The sequence below is a fragment of the Stenotrophomonas lacuserhaii genome (assembly GCF_014836545.1).
GTDB lineage: Bacteria > Pseudomonadota > Gammaproteobacteria > Xanthomonadales > Xanthomonadaceae > Stenotrophomonas > Stenotrophomonas lacuserhaii.
The window spans coordinates 62,191-86,683 of the sequence record NZ_JACSQS010000005.1; the positions used below are offsets into that span (position 1 = coordinate 62,191).

At 64.0% G+C, this 24,493-nt stretch carries 18 protein-coding genes and 1 pseudogene; 11 read left to right on the forward strand and 8 right to left on the reverse strand.

All coding sequences use genetic code 11. The annotated features are described in order from the left end of the window. Nucleotides 1-163: 163 nt before the first annotated feature. Nucleotides 164-625, forward strand: coding sequence for a bacteriohemerythrin (locus H9654_RS06890; protein ID WP_191770050.1), 462 nt, complete (start codon nucleotides 164-166; stop codon nucleotides 623-625). Here the strand turns inward: H9654_RS06890 and H9654_RS06895 are convergent, their stop codons facing one another. Further along, nucleotides 626-1,918, reverse strand: a complete 1,293-nt coding sequence (locus tag H9654_RS06895; RefSeq protein WP_042614378.1) for an MFS transporter — start codon at nucleotides 1,916-1,918, stop codon at nucleotides 626-628. A 251-nt stretch (nucleotides 1,919-2,169) separates the two neighbouring features. On the opposite strand from H9654_RS06895, the gene H9654_RS06900 reads away from it, so the two are divergent. Continuing rightward, nucleotides 2,170-2,823 (forward strand): hypothetical protein, encoded by a 654-nt coding sequence (locus H9654_RS06900; RefSeq protein ID WP_225211922.1) that lies wholly within the window; start codon nucleotides 2,170-2,172, stop codon nucleotides 2,821-2,823. Nucleotides 2,824-3,577: 754 nt separating this feature from the next. On the opposite strand, the pseudogene H9654_RS17980 reads toward H9654_RS06900, so the two are convergent. The 7 genes and pseudogenes from H9654_RS17980 to H9654_RS06930 all read right to left on the reverse strand — a co-directional run. Continuing rightward, a pseudogene (locus H9654_RS17980) lies at nucleotides 3,578-3,868 on the reverse strand (DUF5076 domain-containing protein); the annotation flags it as partial. Between the two features lie 40 nt (nucleotides 3,869-3,908). Then, a complete protein-coding gene (locus tag H9654_RS06910) occupies nucleotides 3,909-4,511 on the reverse strand; it encodes a DUF416 family protein (RefSeq protein WP_191770057.1) in 603 nt (200 codons plus the stop codon). Between the two features lie 270 nt (nucleotides 4,512-4,781). Beyond that, a complete protein-coding gene (locus H9654_RS18005) occupies nucleotides 4,782-4,982 on the reverse strand; it encodes an immunity protein Imm33 domain-containing protein (protein WP_455233758.1) in 201 nt (66 codons plus the stop codon). A 580-nt stretch (nucleotides 4,983-5,562) separates the two neighbouring features. Further along, nucleotides 5,563-5,907: a DUF6984 family protein gene (locus H9654_RS06915; RefSeq protein WP_191770059.1), complete on the reverse strand. Its 345-nt coding sequence runs from the start codon at nucleotides 5,905-5,907 to the stop codon at nucleotides 5,563-5,565. Between the two features lie 460 nt (nucleotides 5,908-6,367). Next, entirely contained in the window at nucleotides 6,368-6,793 is a 426-nt protein-coding gene (locus tag H9654_RS06920) for a DUF4265 domain-containing protein (protein ID WP_225211924.1), read from the reverse strand. Beyond that, a complete protein-coding gene (locus H9654_RS06925; protein WP_318241119.1) occupies nucleotides 6,790-7,686 on the reverse strand; it encodes an RHS repeat domain-containing protein in 897 nt (298 codons plus the stop codon). Before H9654_RS06925 ends, H9654_RS06920 begins: the two co-directional genes overlap by 4 nt. After that, nucleotides 7,683-13,592, reverse strand: coding sequence for an RHS repeat protein (locus tag H9654_RS06930; protein ID WP_191770061.1), 5,910 nt, complete (start codon nucleotides 13,590-13,592; stop codon nucleotides 7,683-7,685). The genes H9654_RS06925 and H9654_RS06930 overlap by 4 nt, the downstream gene beginning before the upstream one ends. A gap of 376 nt (nucleotides 13,593-13,968) precedes the next feature. Here H9654_RS06930 and H9654_RS06935 point away from each other — a divergent pair, with 376 nt between their 5' ends. The 9 genes from H9654_RS06935 to H9654_RS06975 all read left to right on the forward strand — a co-directional run bounded on the left by H9654_RS06935 (nucleotide 13,969) and on the right by H9654_RS06975 (nucleotide 24,405). Beyond that, nucleotides 13,969-15,321 carry an omega-aminotransferase AptA gene (locus H9654_RS06935; RefSeq protein WP_191770063.1) on the forward strand — a complete coding sequence of 451 codons (1,353 nt, stop codon included), beginning with the start codon at nucleotides 13,969-13,971 and terminating at the stop codon, nucleotides 15,319-15,321. 63 nt (nucleotides 15,322-15,384) lie between these two features. After that, nucleotides 15,385-16,254, forward strand: a complete 870-nt coding sequence (locus H9654_RS06940; protein ID WP_191770065.1) for a ParB N-terminal domain-containing protein — start codon at nucleotides 15,385-15,387, stop codon at nucleotides 16,252-16,254. A gap of 123 nt (nucleotides 16,255-16,377) precedes the next feature. Further along, entirely contained in the window at nucleotides 16,378-17,661 is a 1,284-nt protein-coding gene (locus H9654_RS06945; protein ID WP_191770224.1) for a DUF445 domain-containing protein, read from the forward strand. Nucleotides 17,662-17,929: 268 nt separating this feature from the next. Next, on the forward strand, nucleotides 17,930-19,075 hold the full coding sequence (locus H9654_RS06950; protein WP_191770066.1) for a M23 family metallopeptidase: 1,146 nt from the start codon (nucleotides 17,930-17,932) through the stop codon (nucleotides 19,073-19,075). Nucleotides 19,076-19,127: 52 nt separating this feature from the next. Further along, nucleotides 19,128-19,529, forward strand: a complete 402-nt coding sequence (locus tag H9654_RS06955; RefSeq protein ID WP_157825150.1) for a hypothetical protein — start codon at nucleotides 19,128-19,130, stop codon at nucleotides 19,527-19,529. A gap of 264 nt (nucleotides 19,530-19,793) precedes the next feature. Continuing rightward, entirely contained in the window at nucleotides 19,794-22,016 is a 2,223-nt protein-coding gene (locus H9654_RS06960) for a TonB-dependent siderophore receptor (protein ID WP_191770068.1), read from the forward strand. Nucleotides 22,017-22,115: 99 nt separating this feature from the next. Beyond that, nucleotides 22,116-22,448, forward strand: coding sequence for a DUF3649 domain-containing protein (locus H9654_RS06965; RefSeq protein ID WP_318241120.1), 333 nt, complete (start codon nucleotides 22,116-22,118; stop codon nucleotides 22,446-22,448). Then, nucleotides 22,445-24,079, forward strand: coding sequence for a PepSY-associated TM helix domain-containing protein (locus tag H9654_RS06970; protein ID WP_191770070.1), 1,635 nt, complete (start codon nucleotides 22,445-22,447; stop codon nucleotides 24,077-24,079). The genes H9654_RS06965 and H9654_RS06970 overlap by 4 nt, the downstream gene beginning before the upstream one ends. Next, on the forward strand, nucleotides 24,076-24,405 hold the full coding sequence (locus tag H9654_RS06975) for a DUF3325 domain-containing protein (RefSeq protein ID WP_101099990.1): 330 nt from the start codon (nucleotides 24,076-24,078) through the stop codon (nucleotides 24,403-24,405). Before H9654_RS06970 ends, H9654_RS06975 begins: the two co-directional genes overlap by 4 nt. The last annotated feature ends 88 nt before the right edge of the window (nucleotides 24,406-24,493 follow it).

Here is a 24,493-nt window from a genome sequence, read left to right on the forward strand (position 1 = left end):
TACCGCCCTTGTGGGTGACGACCGACGCCCCGGTAGGTGACGGCCTACCGCCTTGGTAGGTGACGACCTTGGTCGTCACGCTGTCACCCGCTTTGATCCAGATCAGTGTCGCAATCGGAACGCCCGCCCAGACTCGCTCCCATCGCAAACAGGGAGCACGCAGATGGCCTTACTGGTCTGGCAGGACGATCTCAACATCGGCATCGAGGTCATCGACAACCAGCACAAGCGGATCGTGGAGATGCTCAACCATCTGCACGTCGCCCAGCAGGGCCTGCAGCAGCTTGCCGTGGCTGATGTGATCGACGAACTGGTGGACTACACCATGTCCCACTTCGCCTTCGAAGAAGAGCTGATGGAAGAAGCCGGCTACCCGTTCTGCGCCGCGCACAAGCGCGTGCACGAAATCTTCGGCAAGCGCGTGACCGACTACCGCCTGCGCTTCCAGGCCGGCGAAGACGTGACTGACGAACTGCGCACCATGCTCTCGCGCTGGCTGTTCAACCACATCCGCGGCGATGACAAAGCCTACGCCGAAACGGTCAAGCACCACCTCAACCAGTTCACCCGCGAACACCAGGGCGGCAACTGGCTGGGACGTACGCTGAAGCGCTTCTTCGGCTGATCAGCGCACCCGGCGCTGCAACGCCAGCAGCGCGCAGATGGTCACCAGCGCGGCGATGCACAGGTAATAGCCGACCGCCACCAGTCCGAAGCGTTCGGCCAGCCATGTCGCCAGGTACGGTGCGGGCGCCGCGCCGAGGATGCCGGCCAGATTGAACGACAACGAAGCGCCGGTGTAGCGCACCTCCACCGGGTAGATCTCTGCCAGGAACGTACCGCACGGACCGTAGGTGAGGCCCATCAGGAACAACCCCAGCGACAGGAAACCCAGCACCATCCACGGGCTGCCGGCCTGGAACATCGGCGCCAGCAGCACGCCGAACACCACGATCAGGCCACTGGCGATGATCATCGTGCGGCGCGTGCCCCAGCGGTCGCCGTAGCGCGCCGAAATGGGAATACCGGCGGCGAAAAACAGGATACCGACCATCTGCAGCAGCAGGAACTGCTCACGGCTGTAGCCCAGCACCGCGGTGCCATGGCCGAGCGCGAACACGGTCATCAGGTAGAACAGCACGAAGGTGGCGAACGCGCCCAACGTGCCCAGCAGCATCGGCATGGCGTGGTCGCGCAGCACCGTCAGCATCGGCAGCTTGACCCGCGCATGCGCATCCAGTGCCTTCTGGAAGGCAGGCGTCTCATGGATGTTCAAGCGCACCCACAGGCCCAGGCCGACCAGCAGCGCACTGGCCACGAACGGGATGCGCCAGCCCCACTGCAGGAAGTCATCGGCGCTGAGCAGGCGGCCCAGGATCAGGAAGATGCCGGCCGACAGCAGGAAGCCCAGCGGCGCGCCCAACTGCGGGAACATGCCGTACCAGGCACGCTTGCCCGGCGGCGCGTTTTCGGTGGCCAGCAGCACCGCACCGCCCCATTCCCCGCCCAGCCCCAGGCCCTGTCCGAAACGGCAAAGCGCCAGCAATGCCGGCGCCCACAGGCCGATCTGCGCATGCGTGGGCAGCAGGCCGATCAAGACCGTGGACAGGCCCATCGTCAGCAGCGCTGCCACCAGCGTGGCCTTGCGCCCGATGCGGTCGCCGAAGTGCCCGAACACCGCCGACCCCACCGGCCGTGCGATGAACGCCACCGCGAAGGTCGCCAGCGACTGCAGCATCGCCGCCTTGTCACTGCTCTCCGGGAAGAACAGGTGCGGGAACACCAGCACCGCCGCGGTGGCGTAGATGTAGAAGTCGAAGAACTCGATGGTGGTGCCGATCAGGCTGGCCAGCAGCACGCGCTGCGGCGAATTGGCCGGCGCGGACGGGATCGAGGCGGGTGCAGCAGTGGACGACATGGGCAGGATCAACAAGCAGAGAGCGTTCCGGATTCTGCCACGCTCCTCCCGAAGGGGGGCAGATTGGTTTCAGCCGACACCGCCCGGTAGCGCCGGGCCTCGCCCGCTTCTGGTAGCGCCCAGCCATGCTCGATTTTGGTAGCGCCGAGCCATGCTCGGCGAGCGAAGCGGCCGCCCCTGAACCCCCCAACGAAACTTTCCGCCCTCACGCCTACTCTCACCCCGAAGGTAACCGCATGGATGCACCACCAATGTCGACCCTCGCCCTACCCCGCCCATCACTCCCCGCCGCCGCCCCGCACGTCATCGCCTGGGCGCTGGTGATCGCCGTGCATGCCCTGATCGGCTGGTGGCTGCTGACCACCACGCGCGCCACCCTGACGCGCAGCGATGCCCATCGCATGAGCGTGCGCTGGTTGCCGCCGCCACCCCCTGCATCGCAGCCCATCGCGCTGCCCAGCAGCCCTGATGTTTCGCCCATGCAACGTAGCCTCCGCGTGGTCAGCCCGCTACAGCCTGTCGTTTCCGCACCCGATGCGGCGACCCTTGTGGACATCGCCGACCCGGTCGCAAGTGCGCCGCTGGACCTTCGCTTGCGCGGCGATGCGGTCAGCGGCGGTGACGGCATCGACGCTGCCACCCTCGCCCCGAAACTGATCGGACGCCGCGCCGTGCATGCGGCCTTCCAGGAGCGACCGCGCTACTTCCGCATGCGTCCGCAGATGAGTCCGCAGCAGATCATCGCCGGAGTGGCGCAGTTCCTTGGATTGTGGCCGCCCGGCTATACCGACGACCCCTGCGGACTGGGCAAGCAGGACCTACAGTACTTCCAGGATGCGGTGGACGAGCGGGATCGGCAGGCGCTGCGCGATGCGATACATCAGGTCAGCGCGAGCTGCCGTTGAGCCGCGCGGTTTGTCGCGACGGACGCGTTTTGCATGCTTTGCCCATGTACGTCGCCGGGTCGCGTTAAGCACGATCGCGATGCTGGCGACGTAGAAGCGCCAGCCAGGATTGGCGGTGTGTGGGGATTCCGTATATCCGCCGGTTTTTGGACTGCTGCACCGGTACGCCAACCCGCACCGCCCGCCACCCTGCGCCCTGACGCAGGGGGCCCATCCGGCTACGGGGTTGCCCCATGTCCGATCACACCCTAAGCGGTATGCGCCTGTATGCGGAAGACCCGACTGACCTTGGGTGGAAGCCTGCGCCCCTTGCGGGTGAAGGCCAATCGATGGAACCCCCTTATGCACTTGAAGCACCAGTCAACTCTGACCACGTCCACCGAAGCAAGAATCCTGGGCGAGGACTTCTCCATCATTGACATCAAGCGGACGGCGTAGACCCCGTTGATCCACAGAAGCAGAAGCGGACAAAACCGCAGCGCATTCTCAAGCCCCATCGCACCTCGCCGTCAGCCTCCAAGGCCGGAATACATCGCAAAATATCAAACACGCAAGCCAGCACGCGCGTCCCATCCGTTACCTTACTATCGAAGCATGTCGGCGAAAGCGCATCCGTGCTAATTCGAGGCATCCCACGCATCCAAGGCGTAGTCGAAGACAATCAAAGAATGTCAGCAAAACACGAATTCCTGATGCCCGTAGCAGCGTCGGCTCCATCGCCCCATGCAGGCACTTTTCGTGCAATGGACACGCGTCATGTCTCACCACGCATCTTGCCACTCCCACCGACGAATCCTCCTTCAACAGAAGATGCAGGCAGCGCCACCTCGCTTTTGAACGCGCGCGTTATCTCGTGAAGTACCGATTGCCGGTCCGTTCCATAGCCTGACTCCGGTGCGCTGGCCACGTGACGGGCCACGTCGCCCAGGATGATTCCCCCACGCCTTCTGCTCCGAACCTCCGACGATTCTTCGTACATGCCGGCTTTGATCGAGTAGTGAAGCCGCTTCGAGGCAATCCACACGCTAATCATCTCGACTGAGGCATCGTCATCAAGCGTAGCAACGGTATAGAGAGCTCATCCATCAGCCGGAACTGCTAGTCAGCGGCAGACTGCACGCGCACAGAGACGGAGAATGCGCACGCAATTCCGCGAGGGTAGCGGCGCGGTCCGTGCACCTTTCAAGCAACTGCAGACTCTCCCACTGGAGTTCGATTTCCGACTGCATCAGAGGGTGCGCAGCCATGACATCCTCAAAATCGAAAGAGGTTGGATCAATGTCCTCAGTGGATTGCACGAAGAGATCGGCGGTGTCTGTTGCATACGAAGCGACCGCGATGGCGCTCTCTACGGGGGCGCGGGTCAGTGCCCGCAGTGTCACGGCAAGCGCTGCACTGGCATCCAACGCAGCAGAGGTGTAGACCGAGGCATGTTCACCAGTAAAAGGCGCCTGTTCTTCGCATGCGCTGGCTACTTTCTCTGCATCAAGTGGCACCACCGACGCCGCGACCCATTCCCAGACCAAATCGAGCCCTGACCTCAGCACGGTTGCGTCACCGTATGACTCTTCTCTCTGAAACCGTTCGTAGTTGGGTAACATGCGCTCGCAGCAGCACGCCATGAAAGCGACCCGCCTCCATCCTGGCATTGTTGTGAGCTTGAGCCGCAGGCGGGTTGAATGCGCCATCACGGTACCGCGCCCTCGACTAATACCGCCTTCTTCTGCGCCTCAAAGACGAATCCGGCGACGGAAATGCACGGAAGCACCGCGGACGACCGGGCTGCCAGCAAGCGTCTTCTCATCATAGGACTCCATTCGATGGGTGCACGTTCTGGGTATAGCAACGCTAATTCTTGTCGCGCAACATGTATATTCCTCCCCACCCCAACAACTAAGCGGATAGCCGACAACTGCAACCCGCAATCGCAACCGCGACCGCGAACAGCTCACCGCAGCTCAGCACAATTCAGACGCGAACAATGACGCGTCGTACCAAATGTCTTCGTAGCCAATCGCGCCAATCAGTAATCGCCATCCCGGAGGCAGCGCTAGGTAAGGCGCGAACACCATTGGACCCGACAGGGCATGATTCACGTGCAACGGTTCAAAGAATTCAGGAAACTCGGGATAATCAACGGACCACGCCTGGCAACTCAGAACAAAACCTTCTCATCACGATCTCGATCGAATCCATAGTTGCCTGACCAATATAGATCTCTTACCGGACCTGACAACAACAAGAGCGAGCGCAATGGGCGCAATAACATGAAATACAGCATATGGGTCGGGCCCTAAATTTTTAATGATTAATATATACAAAGAATATAAAAATAAACAAACCCATGCAGCAAACACCGCGCATTGCTTTACAAGCATGAAAATCGAAACGTCGCCATTTTTCATCCCCACCCCGCGCTAATCGAAAGATGTTTCAGAACTCTCGAGAATAGAGCGAATCGCACCCTAGACTTTCTCCGCGTGGCGGACGCCGCTATCCGTTGATAGGGAGAACCCCGCCCCCTGCCCCCCCCTGAGTCAGGCCCAGCTTGTAACCCGCTTCGGGCACATGGATCTCCGTGCCGTCTCGCCTGCATATGTCCGCCTGCTGCGCCGCGTCTCGATCCTGCATGCCGACACGCTCCGCTCCAATCCTCCCCGCCGGGTCCAGGTCATCCGCGAAGTAGGGACGCGAGCGCATGATGCATTTGCAGGCCAAGAATTCTCATCGCTCGGCCAGTTAGTAGAACCTGGCGGAGCTGGCATCAGGAGCAAGCGGCAAACCCTCTCCCCACCGGATGATCTCAAGTTCGTAAAGTCGATTGTTCTCATCTGCGTATAGCACGGCAGTCAGCTCCGCTCCGTCTGCATCTGATAGGCGAATCTCAACTGGATAGCTGTGCGGGCCCTTGCAAGACGGTCGCTCATATCCCGCGATAGCAAACACAACCCTTGCACCCTGCACAGCATCATCGGCTACAACAGCGCGTTCCAGGTCGGCCGTAAGCCCTGAGGCCTCAAGAGGAGCAAGTCTGCTCGCGACGCCCTCGATCAAGAGCCTTTCGAGACCGGTGATATCCCGCATGAAAATTTCCTTGACGAGCTACCATCGGACCTGACCCCACTGCTCGCCGCACGGGATCCGATGGGTCTCCTCCGCGCCCTCGATCCTGAAAATTGACCACATCCCCACAGCCGTTCAATCCGTTCCGCTGTCAATGTCAAGTCCCTCAGAGACATGCAGGCTTCCCACAATCCACGAGTCCGACAGCACAGCACGATGCAATTTCGAACCGGGCGCAAGATCAATAAATCCAGCCAGTTCGGCCGAGACCTCCACCACCTCACGGAGACTCCAAACCTGAGCGCCATTGAGTCAGAATGACGCCACCCAGGATGTCCTACCGGACGAGCGGCTGGTGGTCGGGTTGATCGTGGCGGGGCGGGAGTTGGTGAAAGTGACTGGTCCTGCTGTTGATCTGCGGCAATTGCGCTGATGGGGAGTGCTGTCTAAGGTGACTCCTACGTCCCTTGCCGGAGGTACGTCAGTGACGGAATGAGGGGAAAGCCACCGAGACCTCCTCCCTATTGAGGGCATCCAAACACTCATCTAGCCGCTCTACGGGACACTCTGCGGGAACATCAACTGCGAAGTATCGATATGCCTCGAACTCCGCCACATTGCATCTCATGCGCTTTAGGCACTCGATTTCACTAGCAACAGAATAGTCGCCGGAAACCATGATCCAGACGATGCTTCGCTTCGACTTCTCAACATGAGACCAGGCTACGACTTCACCGTCTTCACCCCACACGACCTCGATAACGTCTCCAACTGACAAGTCTTTGATAAAAAGTGGCGGTTCTTGGATCTGGTACCCGCACTCCGCGTCGATACATCTCAAGCACTCTTTCGCCACAGGTGGCCAACCATCGTCGACATCCAGCACGAACATCAATTCTGTCTTCATTTTGCTCCCTTGTGGCGATCATTGTGACAACCAGGGCATAACACTACCGCCTTACTGTGTTTCCCGCCGCCATATTTGATGGCGGGGTCGTGGTGAATTTGTGCTTGATTTGAGGGTGTGGGAACCCCTCTCTGGCTTGCCACGCTTTCTACGCCCTTCGTACAATCAGTGCAGGCCATTTTTCCGCCGTTCTGGGCCGCGTTCTCAGCCTTAGCTGCATTTTTCTGAGCGCGCGTGAAGTCTCCAACCCGACCGCCGTTCTTGATGGCTGCTTTAGCGATATCCCCCCCGATGGGAACTACGCCAACAGCCGCACCAGCGATGTTCGCAGGCGTCGGAGCTTGGATCGCCTCAACTATCCCCTTGACATCACCCAGCACAGGAGTGAAATCCGCAACTATAGGGAGTATCTGCCGAGCCTGCTCAGCCGTTACAGGATTGTAGAAATCTCTTGGCGCCCCTACCACTTGACGACCATCGGGATCAGTGAACCGATATGGATTGCCATTCGCATACCGATACCGGTTGAACTGCCCTATCGGTTCGCTATAAGCAGTCACGGGATCCACAGACAAAAACAGCCCTACCTCCGGATCGTAGTACCGCTGCTGCATGTAGCTCAGCCCGGTTGCCGCATCACTCACATGCCCCGTATAGCCCGGGCCGTCAGCCACCGCGCCGCCCACCACCGCGCCATACGGCTCGAACGTAGTCCGCTCGACCACGTTCCCATTGGCATCGGTCTTCGCCACCACCGTACCCAGCGCATCGGTGTGCAGGTAGCGCACCGTCGTCTGCGCCTGGGCAGGCGCCAGACCTGCCACGGCCGCCGTGATTACCAGCAATCCGAATGCCTTGAGCAGCTTCGTCATCATCATCGCCTCAGTGCTCACGGGATCACCTCCCCATCGCCCGGATACGGGTCCTGTTCCAATGTCTGGTGGAATGGCGCGGACCAACCCGAGCAGCCCGCCGCATTGCATGCGCGCACAACATAAACCGTCGCACAGAATTGAATGGTCAGGTACTGGCCTTCTACAGTCGTGGCCGCTCCGCTGTAGAGCAGCGCTCCGCCGTGAGCCTGGAGGTCATAATGGCTCGCATATGACGCGGGCGTCCAAGTCACTTTGCACAAGGAGAACTCCCCATTGTGAGGACCGGCGTAGTAGTTGTGCTGGTGCGCATAGGTAATGCTGGGTGTGGCTGGCGGTCGCCGCACCGCCACCGTCTTGGTGGCCGACCACCCACCGCAGCCCGTCGCATTGCAGGCCTGCACGCGATACGCGTAGCTCCCTGAGCTGCCCGGGTTCAGCCCGACACTGGTGCCGCCATAGCTGCCAAGCGCGCCCCAGCCCCCACCGTTGATATTCTGCTGCACGTTGTAGCCGGTAGCGGTAGAGACGGCTGACCAGCTGATCGTATATGCAGCGGCGGCGGAGGCGGGGGCCGTCAACGTAGGCGCACTCTGCGGCACCAGCAGCACTGCCACGGTACCCGTGCCCGAGTATGCGCCGCAGCCACCTGCGTTGCAGGCACGTACCCGGAAGCGATAGCTGCCGGTGGCCCGTCCGGTGAATGCCTTGCTCAGCGCGGAAGTGTTCTGCTGCTGGGTCCACGCACTTCCGACCTGCTCTTCCAGCTCGTAGCGCGTGGAGGTGGCCACCGCCGCCCATGACACGCTGAAGCTGCCGTTTCCATTGGACGCGGGCAGACTCAAGGCCGGTGCAGCACCTGGCGGCCTCGTTACCACCGTGGTGACAATTGCAGAATACGCACCACAACCACTGGCGTTGCATGCCCGGCCGCGATATCCATGGCTCCCGGTACCGCGAGCGCTGGTTCCCCAGTTCACTGCCGTACCGGTGTATGCAAGAGCCCAAGCGCCGGCGTTGACCCGCTCTTCCAACTGATAAGAAGTTGCAGTAGCCACAGCCGCCCAACTCACCGTCCACGCACCACTGCTATTGGTGGCTGGCGTGGTCACTGCCGCGGCACCTGGCACACGCAGCACTGTGGTGGTTTTCTCCGCCGACCAACCGCTGCAACCGCCGGCGTTGCAGGCCTGTACGCGGTAACCGTAGGTGCCGTTTCCCTTGCCGCTGATCGCGCGCAGCGTGGCCGCTTCGGCCTGCAGCGCGCCCCAACTGCCGGTACCTGTGCGCTCTTCCAGGCGGTATTCCACCGCACCGGCCACTGCATTCCAGCCGACGTTGTAGCTGCCGCTGGTATTGCTTGCCGCCAGGGTAATTGCAGGCGCTGCGGCAGGCGGCAACAGCACGGACGTGGTAACGATGTTCGACCACGGGCCGCAACCGGCCGCGTTGCAGGCCCTCACTTGGTAGCCATGGCTACCGGTCGGTTTGCCGCTGATGCTCAGCGAGGTCGCCGTTGTGTTGGCCAAGTTGGTCCACGCACCGGTCCCCAGCCGCTCTTGCGGCTCGTAACGGGTGCTTCCGGTAACGGCAGTCCAGCTCACGATGAAGCTGCCGCTGTTGTTGCTCGTCGGCGCGGTAATGGTGGGGGCGGACTCCGACGGATAGATAACGGTCATCGCCTGTTCGGCGGACCAGCCGCTGCAGCCAGACACATTGCAGGCTTGGCCGCGGTAGCTGTACGCACCAGCGGCTCGACCACTCAGGGCCACACTCAGCCCAGCGGCATTATGGACGGATGTCCACGCACCCACCCCGGCGCGCTCCTCGATGGCATAGCGCGTGGCCCCGGTCACGGCCGGCCAGCCGATGCTGTAGCTGCCATTCAAACCGGCAGCCGGCACCACCAGGGCAGGCGCCGAGGCAGGAACCGGTACGACCTGCACCACCAGCGTGGCACTCCATCCGCCGCAATTGGAACCCTGGCAGGCACGCACCTGGTAGGAGCGCGACCCGGTGGGTGCGCCACTTACCGCATGCGATGTCGCGGTGCCGGTATAGGCCGAAGACCAGCTGGTACCTGCGTTGCTGGAATGACGCAGCTCATAGCGGTTTGCGTTGCCAACCGATGTCCAGCTGACGCTGTAGCTGCCGGTAGCCACGTTGGCCGGCCCGCTCAACGCCGGGACAGCGACTGCTACCGTGCTCTCCAGCTCTGCGAGCAGACTGGTGCCCAGGCTGACGTACTCCAGCTCCTTGCCGGTGCGCTTGTTGTGCTGCCGGCGCAGGACCCCATCGTTGCCGTAGAACGACAGGATGTCACCCAGCGAGGTGCTGTAGTTGCCGACCCGGCGCCCGTGGGCGTCGTAGGCGTACAGCTCCTTGCCCGCGCCATCGCGCAACCGATTGCCGTAGTCGAAGCGGAACACCTCGCCGTTCTTCTTGGCCAGGTTGCCTTGGACATCGTAGTCCAGGCCCATGATCGCACTGCCGTCGTCGCGGTTTACCGTCGTCATGCGGTTGCGCGCGTCGTAGTAATAATTGTGCTGCTTGATGGTGCCCAGCTTGGCGCTGCGGATGTTGTCCAGCACATCGTAGGTATAGCGGAATACGCCACCTCCACCGAACGCAGCCGAGGTAGCCTGGGTCAGGCGATCAAGCGCGTCGTACTGCATCTGACGCGACTTGCTGGCTTCCACCGCATCGGTCACGGTGGCCACGTTGCCATTGGCGTCGTAGGTGATCGTGTTGTCCAGCACGCCCGCATCGATGGCGCGTGCGGGCAGCGCACGCGCATTCTGGGTCATGCTGTGGGTGACACCATTGCCATAGGTGAACGAACGCAGCCCGCCGTTCGGGTAGTAGCGCACCGCCGATGCGTAGTTGCCTACCTGTGTCGGCTGGCCGAACGCGTTGGGCGCCAGCGTTACCTGCAATCCGCTGGGGTACTGCAGGCTGGCCATGGCCGCGTTGGCATCGTAGCCGTAGCCCATCGTCCAGATACCCACGCCCTGTTGCTGCATGGTTTCACCGGTGATCAGGCCGCGCCTGTTGTAAGCGTAGGTATTGATGACCTGGCGGCTGCCCGCATTTTCGGTCACCACCTGGGACGGTTTGCCTGCCGCAGTGTAGCTCCAGGTCTGGTTGCCATTGCCATCCGGGAAGCTCAGTTGATTCAGTCGGTTGCGACTGTCGTAGCCGCGGTCCACGCGGCGACCGGAGGCCTGTGCCGTGGCGGTCTCGCAGCCGTTTGCGGCGGTAAGTGCCAGCCCTGCTGCGCTCCAGGCAAGATTACCCGCTGCATCATAGGCCATCGCCGTCGCACCGGACTCGGGCTCGACCGATCTGCACAGTTGCTGCTGCCCGTCATACACGTAGGAGCGGGTGATGGCGACGCTGCTGTCTGCATTGCGGCGCTTGATCGATGTCGGTTTGCCGAAGCGGTCGCGGGCGATCTCGGTAAAGGCGCCAGCGGGGTGCTCTATCCGCGTCGGTGCGTCGTAGTTCGGCGTGTCGAAAGCCTGATGGCTGGTGATCGTTTTCTGCCCGCGCGGGTTGGTCGTACGCGTACGCAGGCCGGAGAGGTATTCGGTGATCGTGGTCAACAGGCCCAGTTCACTGTCAGCCGAAGTGGACGTCGGACGGCACAACGCGTCGTATTCACTCCACTGGCCACTGGTCAGGTTGGTGGTTGCACCGGGATACGACTGGAAGGTGGTGCGACCGGCATGGTCATAGCTGAAGCGCTGGTAGCGGTCGGTATCGGCGACGTTGCCGGCGTCGAACTCGCGGGTGATGAGCGGGCGCCACATGGCATCGAACCAGGTGGTCTTGCGACGGTTGCCGGTGCTGCTGCTCAGGCGCCAGTGGCCCGGTGCAATGCCAAGTTCATCAGCATCCACGCGCTCGAACACCTGGGTACTAGCATTCCACGCGACCGAATCGCCGCTGGCGAACACTGTCGCGGTGATGCGCCCCATCGCGTCGTAGTCATAGCTGGTCTGGTAGCCCAGTTCATTGGTGACTGAACGGATCCATCCGTTGTCATCCACCGTTGCGCTCATCCCGTTGCCGTCGGCAAAGCCGATGGTCTGCGGCGTGCCGCGTTTCCAGTTGTTGAGCGTGGTGCTGTTGCCGCGACCATCGGCAAAACTGGCCACCGCGCCATCGGCATGATAGTTCAGCGTCTGCACGAGCTTGCCGAATTGACGTTGCTCCACGGGCAGCGCCATACCGTTGAAACTGGTCTGGGATTCCACCAGGCCGGTATCGTTGTTGGTCACGCTGGCGGTCTGACCGAGCAGCCACGCACCGGTGTTGTCATGGTAGGCGGTGGTATCGGTACGACTGTGGCCCAAAGTGCTGCTGCGGGTGACCTTCACTGGCCTGGCTTTGGCGTCGAAGGTAGTGGCCTCCCAGGTCAGCGTGGCGCCATCACGCACGATGACTTTCCTGGCAAGCGGACGCACCAGCACCGAGGACTCGTCGCTACCGCCCCAGCGTGAGCCATAACGCGCAGGGAATGGCATGGACGGAACCTGCGCGTTGCTGACGTAGCTCAGCGTTTCGCTTTCCAGAGTCGTCCCGCTGGCGGCTACGGTACTGCGCGCCAGCATCTTGCCTTCATTGTGCGAATACACCACACCGTAGGTCTCCTCGACACTGCTGCCATCCGGCTGGGTGATGCGCACCACCTTGGACTGCACGCAGGTGGTGCACGGCGGAACGTTGCCGCTCCACGAACCGTAGCTTTGACCAAGGTCGGTGTAGTACCAGCGCAGCGGGGAGGACAGACCCGGGCCTTCGATGGTTTTCTCGGTCAGGCCCAGCACGTCGAACCAGGTCGGTACCGGGGTGTAGTGCACGATCGGGAACCCCGTGCCGATACTGCCTCCTTGCGCCTCGCCTTGGCACAGGATGCCAGGCACGCCGGATCGCGCAAGCCGCTGATGGTCGAAGCGGAAAGTGCCCAGGGCACCCGATGGGTGGCGCATCTGCAGGCGGTAAAGCTTGTCGGCCATCGGTGCGACGTTGCCGCAGCCCGGCCCGATATCTTCGTGCCAGATTTCATAGTTGATCCGGCGATCTTCCAGATGCGTGAACTCCCACGCGGCCTGGTCAGGCTGGGTCACCCGTTGCAGAGTTTCGCCGCTGTAGGCGTAGGTCCAGGTGCGCCCATGGGCGGAGGCGCTGACCAGCCGATCACCCGAATACTGGAGGGTTATCTGGCGCCCATCGCTGGCGCTGAAGGCGGTTGGATGGCCGTTACCGTTGTAGCTGATGTCGACGAAGTTGCCGAAACGATCCTGGATGCGGCTTGCCATCAGGAAGATTTCCACACGCTGGCGACCGGCGCCTCCGGAATCCCGCGCCATGAGCCCCATCGCGCGCTCGGTAGCCACGTTGAAGGTATAGGTGATGCCATCGGTGGTCTGCAGCACAAACCCTTCGCCGGGGTATCCACCTGCCATTGCGGTACAGGTAATTGAATCCAACGAGGTGGTGGTCCAGGCATGGGCCTGCCCGTCGGGGCGCTTGAACTCGTCCGGCGGCATGGCCACCAAGGAGCGCGCACCTTGGCCCGGAAGATTGACGTTGTAGCCTGACCAGACGTCTTCAAGCTTGTTGGGGACGTCCGTGCGGGGGTAGAAATTCGTACTGCAGCGCGGCGTGTCGCCAGTGACGGTCACGTTCCAGCGGAACGCCGAGTCGAATACGCCGGAGATATAGGGAACATCGATATTCCAGTCTGCCGCACCCGCATAAGTCTTGGGTGCAAGGCCGACAGCCGGGATGGGGCGGATGTTGAGCGACCGGCTCAGCCGCACCGGCAGCGCGTTGGTTCCCGGCAGATCGATATCGGTCTGGTTGAAGGTGGTGCTCTGGTCGTAGACGTTGACGGCGTCACCGAACAGATCCGAGGTCAAGGCCCCCACCTGTTCTGCAGTCCGTAGTCGCTTGTCGTACTCCTGATAGGGCTGCATGGGCTGGGCAGACGCCGTTGCCGCCATGCCGGCCCACACCATCGCTGTCCCTGCCCACGCGCCTGCGCGCGCACATGCCACGGCCGCACCTAAGCGGCCCTGCTTCACGATCTGCATCCTTGCACCCCTGTTATCGGCTTGCTCATAGTCATGGCTGGTTCAGACTGATTCAAGCCCGACGTTGGGCTCGGTGTGCCGATGCTTGTGCGGACCGCAGCGTGTCAATTGCACATACCGCTCATTCCCCACCTCAAGTCACGCCAGCGCGGCATATCCCTACGCTACAGTCAGATAAACCGCCGCCGTTCCGGAGCCCGTCATGCCCTCCCCGACCCCGCCGCTCAACGTCCTGGCCACCACGCAGCCGGACACTCTCGATGCCTTCTGGATGCCCTTCACCGCCAACGCGCAGTTCAAGGGCGCGCCGCGCCTGTTGGTCCGTGCGCAGGGCATGTATTACGAGGACGTGGAGGGTCGGCAGATCCTCGATGGCACCGCTGGGCTGTGGTGCTGCAATGCCGGTCATGGCCGCAAAAAGATCGTGCAGGCCATCGCCGAACAGGCCGGCACGCTGGATTTCGCACCCACCTTCCAGATGGGCTCACCGCTGCCGTTCGTACTGGCCCAGCGCCTGGCCGCGTTGGCACCGGCGGGCCTTAACCATGTGTTCTTTACCAACTCCGGTTCCGAGGCCGTGGATACGGCGATGAAGATCGTGCTGGCCCACCATCGTGCCCGTGGCGAAGGCCAGCGCACCCGCTTCATCGGGCGCGAGAAGGCTTACCACGGCGTCGGATTCGGCGGCATGGCGATCGGCGGGCTGCCCAACAACCGGCGCCAGTTCGGCCTGCAGTTGGGCGGCAGTGCGCATCTTCCGCATACGCTGGACCTGCAGCGCAATGCCTTCAGCCAGGGCCTGCCGCGGCACGGGGCGGAGCTGGCCGATGCGCTGGAGCGGCTGATCGCGCTGCACGATGCGTCCACCATCGCGGCGGTGTTCGTGGAACCCATCGCCGGCTCGGCCGGGGTCATCCTGCCGGCGCCAGGCTACCTGCAGCGCCTGCGCGAAATCTGCGATCACCACGGCATCGTGCTGGTGTTCGATGAGGTCATCACCGGCTTCGGCCGCGTCGGCATGCCCTTCGCCGCGCAGCGTTTCGGCGTCACCCCGGACCTGATCACCTTCGCCAAGGGCGCCAGCAACGGCGCGGTGCCGCTGGGCGGGGTGCTGGTCAGCGATGCCATCCATTCCAGCCTGCAGCAGGGGCCGGCGCAGGCCATCGACCTGTTCCACGGCTATACCTATTCCGGCCACCCGCTGGCCTGCGCCGCCGCGCTGGCTACCTTGGATGTGTATGCCGAAGAGCGCCTGTTCGAGCGCGCCATCGAACTGGGCGAGCACTGGCAGCGTGCCCTGCACGGCCTGCAGGGGTTGCCCAACGTGGTGGACATCCGCAACTTCGGGCTGGTCGGCGCGGTGGAGCTGGCGCCGCGCCGCGATGCCCCGGGCAGCCGCGGTTACGAGGTGTTCCGGCGCTGCTTCCACGACGGCAACCTGCTGGTGCGGCAGACCGGCGATACCATCGCGTTGTCGCCGCCGCTGATCGTGGAACCGGCGCAGATCGACCAGATCGCCGACGTTCTCGGCGCGATGATCCGCGCCACCGCCTGACCCGGGACGCGCCAGCCCGAGCCGGTACAATGGGCGGTTCCGCTCCACGACTGCCCGTTGCCCATGAACATCGTCGTCAAAGAAGAACTGAAGGCCTACATCGACCCGCTCACCGCAGACGAGTACGAAGCGCTGGAGCGCAGCATCCTGGCTGAAGGCTGCCGCGATGCGCTGGTGTTGTGGGGCGATGTGCTGGTGGACGGACACAACCGATATGGCATCTGCCAGAAGCACGATCTGCCGTTCAATACGGTGCAGAACACCCGCTTCCAGAGCATGGACGATGTCCACCTGTGGATGATCGAACAGCACCTGGGCCGGCGCAGCGTGTCTGACTTCCAGCGGGGCGAACTGGCGCTGCGCAAGCGCGAGATCCTGGCCCAGCGCAAGCGCATCGAGCAGGAAAAGCTGCAGCGCGAAAGCGACGGCACCGCCGACGGCCAGGACGAGGACCAGGACAGTCCGCCGTGGGATCCGGCACCCAGCTTCAGCCGCGCCGAACTGGCCCGTGAGGCGAAGCTGAGCAGCAACCAGATCAGCATGATCGAACGCATCCGTGCGCAGGCGGCGCCGGAAGTGGTGGAGGCGGTGAAGAACGGCCAGCTGTCGATCAGCGCGGCGGCAGCCGTGGCATCGCTACCGGAAGACGAGCAGCGCGCGGCCGCCACCGGTGGCAAGGATGAACTGAAGCAGGCCGCCAAGCGGGCCCGTGAAGCCAACCGCAAGCCGCGTGCGGCCAAGCCGGACGCGGCGGTGCAGGCCGAAGAGGTCAGCGAGGACGAGCAGGCGCTGCGCGATGCCGAGGTGATGCATGCCCTGGAACAGCTGGGCGAAGGCGCCCCGGCGCTGCGCGCCCGCATCGTCAGCCTGACCCGCGAAAACGATGCCCTGCGCCAGCAGCTGGCCGCGCTGCGCGCGCAGCTCAGCGCGTAATTCGGACGTGGAGCGGCATGCATCACGCTGCCGCTGCGCTCGCCGAGCATGGCTCGGCGCTACCGCATGCACTTGCCCGTCAACGGGGCCCAACACCGGCCCCGGTAGACTGCCCGCATGACCATGACTCCCGATGATCCGCGCCGCGCCCAGCTGCGGCGCCTGAAAGCCATCGCCTTCGGCATGCTGCTGGTGATGCTGGCCGGTTTCGCGGTCAGCCACTGGCAGGGCGAGCGCGGTATCTGGGCTTGGGTCGCCGCGTTCTGCGAAGCCGCGGCGGTGGGCGCCATGGCCGACTGGTTCGCGGTGGTGGCCCTGTTCCGCCGGCCGATGGGCCTGCCCATCCCGCATACCGCGATCATCCCGCGCAGCAAGGAACGCATCGGCGACAGCCTGGCGGTCTTCGTGCGCGACCAGTTCCTGGCGCCGGACATGCTGCTGGCGCGATTGAAAGTCTTCGATCCGGCCGCCCGCCTGGGCAGCTGGCTGTCCGCGCCCGAGCAGGTGCGCATGCTGGCCGACATGGCGCGCGGCTGGGCCTTGCAGGCGCTGGATTTCTTCGACGAAGCGGCCGTGCGCCGCCAGCTGCACGGCTTCGTGGTGCAGCAGCTGCGGCAGTGGAACGCGGCCTCCACCGCCGGCGAACTGCTGACCCTGCTGACCGCCGATGGCCGCCACCAGCGCGTGCTGGACGAAGGCCTGCAGCGACTGGGGCGCTGGCTGGAACAGCCGGAGGTCAAGGAGCGGGCCTCGCAGCTGATCGTGCGCTACATCCAGCGCGAGTGGCCGACCCTGTCCAGCACGGTGAACTGGATCAAGCCGATCGACGAGATCGGCGACAGCGTGGCCGAACGGCTGGCCGGGGCGGTGCTGGAGGAAATGCAGCAGGTGCTGGCCGACCCGCTGCACCCGCTGCGGCAGGACTATGAACAGTGGCTCGGCACCTACGTACAGCGCCTGCGCGAGGACCCTGCGCTGGCTTCCCGCATTGAACAGCTGAAGCAGGAAATGATCGACCACCCTGCCCTTCAGGAGTACGTGCAGGGCCTGTGGTCGCGCATCCACGCCAGCCTGCGTGCGGACCTGCAGAGTGAGAACTCTGCGCTGGCCGGGCACCTGGAGCGCAGCATGGCCGCGCTGGGCCGCAGCCTGTCTTCGGACCCGGCGCTGCGTGATGCGCTCAACCTGCACCTGCTGGAGGGTGCGCAGCGGCTGACCTCGCGCCTGCGCGAAGGCGTCACCGCACATATCGCGCAGACGGTGAAGGGGTGGGACGAACGCCACCTGGTGGAACAGCTGGAACTGAGCGTAGGCCGCGACCTGCAGTTCATCCGCTTCAACGGCACGCTGGTCGGTGGCCTGATCGGGTTGCTGCTGCACGCGGCCACCACACTGCTGCCGATGTGAGTGCGGGCGTGCGGGCGTGCTGCCGAGCTGTCCGATTGATGGCATAGCCATCAATGCCATCTCCGATGGATCTTTCCAACACCAGTGACTTTGTGATTGCCGACAAACCCGGCGTTGTCCCACGTACCTAGCATTGGCCCTGCTCGCCCGCCAATAGCGGCAGCAGCGAGCCAGCCCCGACTTCTCGACGTGGTCCCTTCCGCAGGGTCCAGGGAAGGTTGCGGCCTGAATACACCATGCCGCTCAGATCCACTCTGGAATCCGAACGATGACCATCCATACGCGCCGATTGATGAAACCCGCACTGCTGGCCGTGCTCTGCGCGGCATCCACGCTGGGAACGGCGCAAGCCGGCGGGCCTGCCGTGCAGAGCCAGGACCTCGTGTACCAGTACGAGGAAATGTTTGATTTCGATATCGCCACCTGGCTGTCCGAGCATGCGCCACAGCTCAGCCGCCACGCCGAAGTGCTGTCCCATTGGGCGGGCTACAGCGGCATCAGTCCGCGCGTCCTGCTTGCCCTGATGGAGCTGCAGACCGGCGTGGTGGGCAACCTGGATGCTTCGCCTGGCAGTCTGGAACGGCCCTTCGGCACGCTGGTCACCAGGGCCGGCTTCGGGCCGCAGCTGCGCGAAGTGGCCGAAACGCTGCGTGATGCGATGTACGACGCCGCTGACACCCGCACGATGGGGCCTGTGGCGCTGTCGGCCGACAACCCGCTGCGCACCCTGTACGCGCTGTCAGGCATGGACACTGTGCGTGCCACGGCGCTGGCCGACGCCGGTTTCAATGATGTCTACCGCAAACTGTTCGGAAGCAGCCCAGCAAGGGAGCAACGCGGTGGCGAGACTCGGGCGCAGGCCGTTGTGCCGCCGACCAACCTCTTGCAGTTTCCTTATCCACTCAAGGCGAAGTGGCATATCGGCGGCGCACACACGCACTCCGGCAGCGGCCGGTTCCCGATGTCTTCGCTGGACATGTCGGTGGGCGGCTGGTGGGGCAGCAACCAGAGCAACTACTGGGTATCGGCATCGGCGTCGGGACGTTTCAAGCGTCACTCCTCCTGCATGGCCGAGATCGTGCACGAAGGTGGCTGGTCCACCACCTACTACCATCTGATGAACATCCGCCCCGCAACAGGCGCCATGGTGGCGGCCAACGATGCCATTGCCAACCCGGCCAATACCCGGAACCAGGCCTTGTGCGATGGAGGGTCCTCTACCGGCCCGCACGAACATTGGTCCCTGAAGTCCAACGGCAGCCAGCACCATCTGAACGGTGTGACCCTGTCCAGCTACCTGATCACCGCCACGGGCACCAGTTACGACACCAACTGCCAGCGCTTCAACCTCAGCCGTAATGGCAGGCGCTACTGTTCGGATTTCTACACCAACATAGGTGTTGACGCTCCCTGAATCGGGTATTCTCCCGCGCATCGCGCGCCAAGGCGGTGCGCCGGGGGGATCAATGACCAGGATGTTGGTGACGCTGGCGCTGTGCGCGCTGGCCACGCAGGCGCACGCGCAACGCGTGTACAAGTGCAGCGATGGCAAGCAGGTGGCCTATCAGTCGGTGCCCTGCCCGAAGGAGCAGGACACCGGCATCAGCCGGCCGGTCGTGCGCGATCCGAACCTGACCAGCGCCGACCGCGTGCGCGTGGCGCAGGAATCATCGCAGGCGCGCCGCTGGGTGCGTCAGGGCGCCGGTTACGACCAGCCCGACGTGCGCGGTACGGTGATCGACAACGTGGTCGATCCGCAATCCTGCGAAGACGCCCGCCTGCGCAAGGAGATGGCCGAAGTGTTCACCGGCCGCAGCGCTCCCGCGCGCATCGACCAGGAAATCCACCGCGCCTGCGCGGTACGCTGAAAGCCCGTGCGGTCCTACGTGTGACCGTACTGAAAACGCTTGCTTAACTAAATGCGAATACTTATCATTTAGTCAACAACGTACGCCCAGCCAGTCAATCGCGGATCCCTTCCGCCGTTGCCGCCCCGTGTACCAGCTAACGTTCGCCGCCCCAGCCTGGTGCGGTAACGATGGGAGCGGGCGCTGCATGCTGGCGCTGGGCATGCGCGCCTGCGCGGCCGTTTCCATCGCCGGCTTTCTTACCTGCATGGAATCGCATCCCTCATGTCGTCGCTGTTCAACGCTCCCCCCCGTTCGCTGCTCGCGCTTGCCAGTGGCAGCCTGTTGCTCGCTTCGGCCGCCCACGCCGACACCGCGGCCGATGCCTCCGCGCGCACGCTGGATGCGGTGCAGGTCACCGCCGATGGCGAAATCCGCAACGGCTATACGGTCAAGCACGCCAGCACCGCTACCAAGCTGGACCTGTCGCTGCGCGAGACGCCGCAGTCGGTCACCGTGATCACCCGCCAGCGGCTGGACGACATGGGCCTGTTCGCACTGTCCGATGTCATGGGCCAGGTCACCGGCGTGCACGTGTCGGTCACCGACAGCGAGCGCATCAACTACGTGTCGCGCGGCTACAACATCACCAATTTCCAGGTCGATGGCATGCTCAACACCTTCGGTGGGTCGATCAAGACCAACACCGACAGCGTGATCTACGAGCGTATCGAAGTGGTCCGCGGCGCCACCGGCCTGACCACCGGTGCCGGCGATCCGTCGGGCACCATCAGCTTCGTGCGCAAGCGCCCTACCGATACCTTCCAGGCCGGTGCCAACCTGACGGTGGGCCGCTGGGGCAACCAGCGACTGGAAGCCGACCTCGGCGGTCCGATGGCGCTGGACGGGCGCATCCGGGCGCGCGTGGTGGCGGCCAAGCAGCAGAGTGATTCGTTCCGCGATGTGTACCAACTGGACAAGGACGTGTTCTACGGCATCGTGCAGGCCGACGTCACCGACAGCACCCTGCTGGAACTGGGCTATGAGTACCAGTCGCCGTACACCTCCGGGGTGACCTGGGGCGTGGTGCCCTACTGGGGCGCCGATGGCACGCCGGCGAACCTGCCGCGCTCGACCAATCTGTCAGCCTCGTGGAGTGCCTGGCCGATCATTGAAAAGACCCGCTTCGTACGCCTTGAGCAGCAACTGGGCAACGGCTGGTCGGCCAAGGCCAGCCTGACCCACGCCGACCGCGATACCGATGGCAGCGTCTGGTACGGCGCCCAGGGTTATCCGCGCGCGGATGGCACCGGCGTGTCGGCCTACGTTTCGCACTTCAACGAACAGAGCACGATGGAGGTGTTCGACCTCAACGCCAGCGGGCCGTTCAAGCTGTTCGGGCGCGACCACGAACTGGTGTTCGGTCTGGGCCGGTCGGTGCGCAAGGGGGAATCCGATGCGCTCGATTTCGACTACACCGCCGCCTATGCGGTAGTGCCGGACTGGCGCAACTGGACAGGCGATGTGCCGCGCTTGCCGGTCACCCGGCTGGGCTACCTGGCATCGGAGAACGAGCTGAAGCAGAGCGCCGCCTACCTGGCCGCACGGCTGCAGTTGGCTGATCCGCTGCTGGCCGTGGTCGGTGCCCGTTATGGCAGCTGGGAAACCAAGACCTGGCGCTATACCCATGACACCGCCGGCAACCTGACCGCCACCACCCGCACCGGCTACAAGCCCGATGATTCGCTGACTCCGTACCTGGGTCTGGTGTACGACTTCAACGCGATCTTCAGCGGCTACGTCAGCTACGCCGATATCTTCCAGCCGCAGAATTACCGCGACCGCAATGGCGATCATCTGGAACCGGTGGTCGGCACGATGTGGGAAGGCGGCCTGAAGGCCGAGTTCTTCGGCGGTCTGCTCAATGCCTCCGCGGCGATCTTCGAAGGCGAGCAGGACAACGTGGCCGAGATCGATGATTCGGTGCCGCCGTCGTCGCTGCCCGATGGCAGCCAGGCCTACCGTTCCACCGGCAAGGGCAACAAGGTGAAAGGCTGGGAGCTGGAAACCCAGGGCAGCATCGGCGAGCACTGGAACCTCTCTGCCGGCTTTGCCCACACCACCATCCGCAACCGTGCCGGCGTGCTGCAGAAGACCACCAATCCGCAGGACACCTTCCGGCTCAACGCCAGCTGGCGCCCGGGCGGCATCGACGGCCGGTTCTGGCTGGGCGGTGGTGCGACATGGCAGAGCGGCATCTGGAACAACAGTACCAAGCCGCGCGCGGACTACCTGACCAGCGGCCGCACCGAAAGTGCGCGCATCCAACAGGATGCGTTCTACCTGGTGAACCTGTCGGCCGGCTACCGCTTCAACGAAAATTTCAGTGCCCAGCTCAACCTCAACAACGTGCTGGACAAGGCGTACTACAACAATGTCGGCTTCTACCAGGGCGTGTACTGGGGCGAACCGCGCAACGTCACCATGACACTGCGCTGGAAGCTCTGACGATCTGATGGATGCCGTCGGCGATGTGCCGGCGGCCGGCCACGGACGGCCACCTTTTCCACCGGCAGCGATGCCATCAACCGCAACTGCAGGATCACCGTGGACCGCTCGTCTTCTACTGCCAACACGACCGCCAGCGCCCGCCTGGCCACCTTCTTCGCCCGCCCCGGCTGGGGGGTGTTCTCGCGCAGCATGGCCGCCATCTTCGGTGGCTACGCGCTGGCCGCGGTGACCAGCGTTTTCTGCGCGCTGGCGTTGCCCGGCGCGCGCGGACAGACCGTGCTGACCGGCATGCTGCTGGCGATCGTGGTGTGTGCCTGCGCGGCGCTGTGGGCCTTTGCCACGCGCACGGCGTTGCGCGCATGGATCGGCATTCTGCTGCCCACCGTGGTGATGGCTGCGGTTGCGCGGGCACTTGGAGCGTGGGCATGAAGAACGGATTCCGCCAGTCGATGGCCTGGCTGCATACCTGGACCGGCCTGCTGGTGGGCTGGCTGTTGCTGCTGATCTTCATGGCTGGCACCGCCAGCTATTACCGCGAGGAAATCAGCCGCTGGATGCGCCCGGAACTGCCGGCCACCACGGTCAGCACCGATGTCGCCGCCGAGCGCGCGGTGCACTACCTGCAGGAACACGCTGGCCAGGCCGAAACCTGGTTCGTCACCCTGCCCGACCCGCGCAACCCGGCCATGCGCATGTTCTGGCGCAATCCCGAATCGATGGTCAAGCCGCCGGAGGAAGGCGAGCGCCGCCGCCGCGGTGGCGGACGCTTCGGCGACGCCACGGTCGATCCGAACACCGGCGACAAGCTGGAAGCCCGCGAAACCCGCGGCGGTGAGTTCTTCTACCGCCTGCACTTCGATCTGCACTACATCCCGGTGCTGTGGGCGCGTTACCTGGTGGGTTTCTGCGCGATGTTCATGCTGGTGGCGATCATCACCGGGGTCATCACCCACAAGAAGATCTTCAAGGACTTCTTCACCTTCCGCAAGGACAAGGGCCTGCGTTCCTGGCTGGATTTCCACAACGTCAGCGCGGTGATGGCGCTGCCGTACCACGCGATGATCACCTACACCGGCATCGTCACCCTGATGGTGATGTACCTGCCGTGGGGCATCAAGGCGGCCTACCCGAGCGATGAAGATGCGTTCTTCAGCGAAGCGTTCGGCGGCATGCCGGAGGTCAGCGCACCGGCCGAAGGGCGCGCTGCGCCACTGCCGATCCAGCAGCTGCTGGACAGCGCGCGCGCACACTGGAAAGGCGTGGATGTGTCCGGCTTCAGCGTCACCCGCCCCGGTGCGGCCAATGCGGTGATCGACATCCGCCAACGCGATGGCCGCCGCCTGTCCATCGATACGCCGGCGCTGCGCTATGACATGGTGACCGGCAAGCTGCTGATGGAATCACCAGCCACCGGCGCAGCCACTGCCACCCGCGGGGTGATGTACGGGCTGCACCTGGCCCGCTTCGCCGACTGGGGACTGCGTGCGCTGTTCTTCCTGTCTGGCCTGACCGGCTGCCTGATGGTGGCCAGCGGCGTGGTGCTGTGGGCGGTGAAGGAGCGGCCCAAGCATGCCAAGAGCGGCCGGATCGGCTTCGGCCTGCGTCTGGTGGACGCGCTGAACATCGGCGCGGTGGCCGGCCTGCCGATCGCCTTTGCATCCTACTTCTGGGCCAACCGGCTGCTGCCGCTACAGGCTCCCGAGCGTGCCGATGCGGAGGTAAGCGTGTTCTTCTACGCCTGGGGCGCGGCCCTGCTGGCCGCGTTCGTCTGGCCCAAGCGGGTCATGTGGACCTGGCAGCTGTACCTCGGCGCGGCCCTGTTCGCGTTGTTGCCGCTGCTCAATGCGCTGACCACCCAGGCCCATCTGGGCGTGACCATCCCGGCCGGCGACTGGGTATTGGCCGGCTTCGACCTGGTGATGCTGGCCTTCGGCGCGATGCTGGCGATGTGCGGCTGGCGGATGCAGCGCTGGACGCCGCCGTTGAGCGCGGCAGAGAAGAAAAAGCGCGCGGCCGCGGCAGGCGGGGGCAGTGCGGTGGCGGTGGAGGCGAAGGCATGATGCTGCTGGCCTTGGGCCTGTCCTTCAGCGCGTTCACCGCGCTGTCGCTGGCGATGGAAAAGCACCAGCTGGACCTGCATGGAAAGCAGGCCGCGCCGGTGTCGCGGCGCCGGCAGTGGTCGGGGCTGGGCTGGGTGCTGCTGGGCGCGGCATTCGGGCTGAGCGTGGTCGACCACGGCTGGGCGATGGGACCGGTGCTGTGGCTGGGCACGATGACCATCGCCGGGCTGCTGCTGGCCTTCGGGCTGTACCCGTGGAAGCCACGCTGGATCGCGCCGCTGGCACTGGCGTTGCCCGCGCTGGGACTGGTTGCCGCGTTGGTTTGAGCGGTGTTTGGTGGGTGACGACCGTTGGTCGTCACGCTTTGGCGCCCCGCGCGATACCGGTAGTGACGACCAACGGTCGTCACCCACC

Coding starts and splice junctions, on each gene's coding strand:
- H9654_RS06890 (WP_191770050.1), top strand. CDS start 164: ATGGCCTTACTGGTCTGGCAGGACGATCTCAACATCGGCATCGAGGTC.
- H9654_RS06895 (WP_042614378.1), bottom strand. CDS start 1,918: ATGTCGTCCACTGCTGCACCCGCCTCGATCCCGTCCGCGCCGGCCAAT.
- H9654_RS06900 (WP_225211922.1), top strand. CDS start 2,170: ATGTCGACCCTCGCCCTACCCCGCCCATCACTCCCCGCCGCCGCCCCG.
- H9654_RS06910 (WP_191770057.1), bottom strand. CDS start 4,511: ATGGCGCATTCAACCCGCCTGCGGCTCAAGCTCACAACAATGCCAGGA.
- H9654_RS06915 (WP_191770059.1), bottom strand. CDS start 5,907: ATGCGGGATATCACCGGTCTCGAAAGGCTCTTGATCGAGGGCGTCGCG.
- H9654_RS06920 (WP_225211924.1), bottom strand. CDS start 6,793: ATGAAGACAGAATTGATGTTCGTGCTGGATGTCGACGATGGTTGGCCA.
- H9654_RS06935 (WP_191770063.1), top strand. CDS start 13,969: ATGCCCTCCCCGACCCCGCCGCTCAACGTCCTGGCCACCACGCAGCCG.
- H9654_RS06940 (WP_191770065.1), top strand. CDS start 15,385: ATGAACATCGTCGTCAAAGAAGAACTGAAGGCCTACATCGACCCGCTC.
- H9654_RS06945 (WP_191770224.1), top strand. CDS start 16,378: ATGACTCCCGATGATCCGCGCCGCGCCCAGCTGCGGCGCCTGAAAGCC.
- H9654_RS06950 (WP_191770066.1), top strand. CDS start 17,930: ATGACCATCCATACGCGCCGATTGATGAAACCCGCACTGCTGGCCGTG.
- H9654_RS06955 (WP_157825150.1), top strand. CDS start 19,128: ATGACCAGGATGTTGGTGACGCTGGCGCTGTGCGCGCTGGCCACGCAG.
- H9654_RS06960 (WP_191770068.1), top strand. CDS start 19,794: ATGTCGTCGCTGTTCAACGCTCCCCCCCGTTCGCTGCTCGCGCTTGCC.
- H9654_RS06970 (WP_191770070.1), top strand. CDS start 22,445: ATGAAGAACGGATTCCGCCAGTCGATGGCCTGGCTGCATACCTGGACC.
- H9654_RS06975 (WP_101099990.1), top strand. CDS start 24,076: ATGATGCTGCTGGCCTTGGGCCTGTCCTTCAGCGCGTTCACCGCGCTG.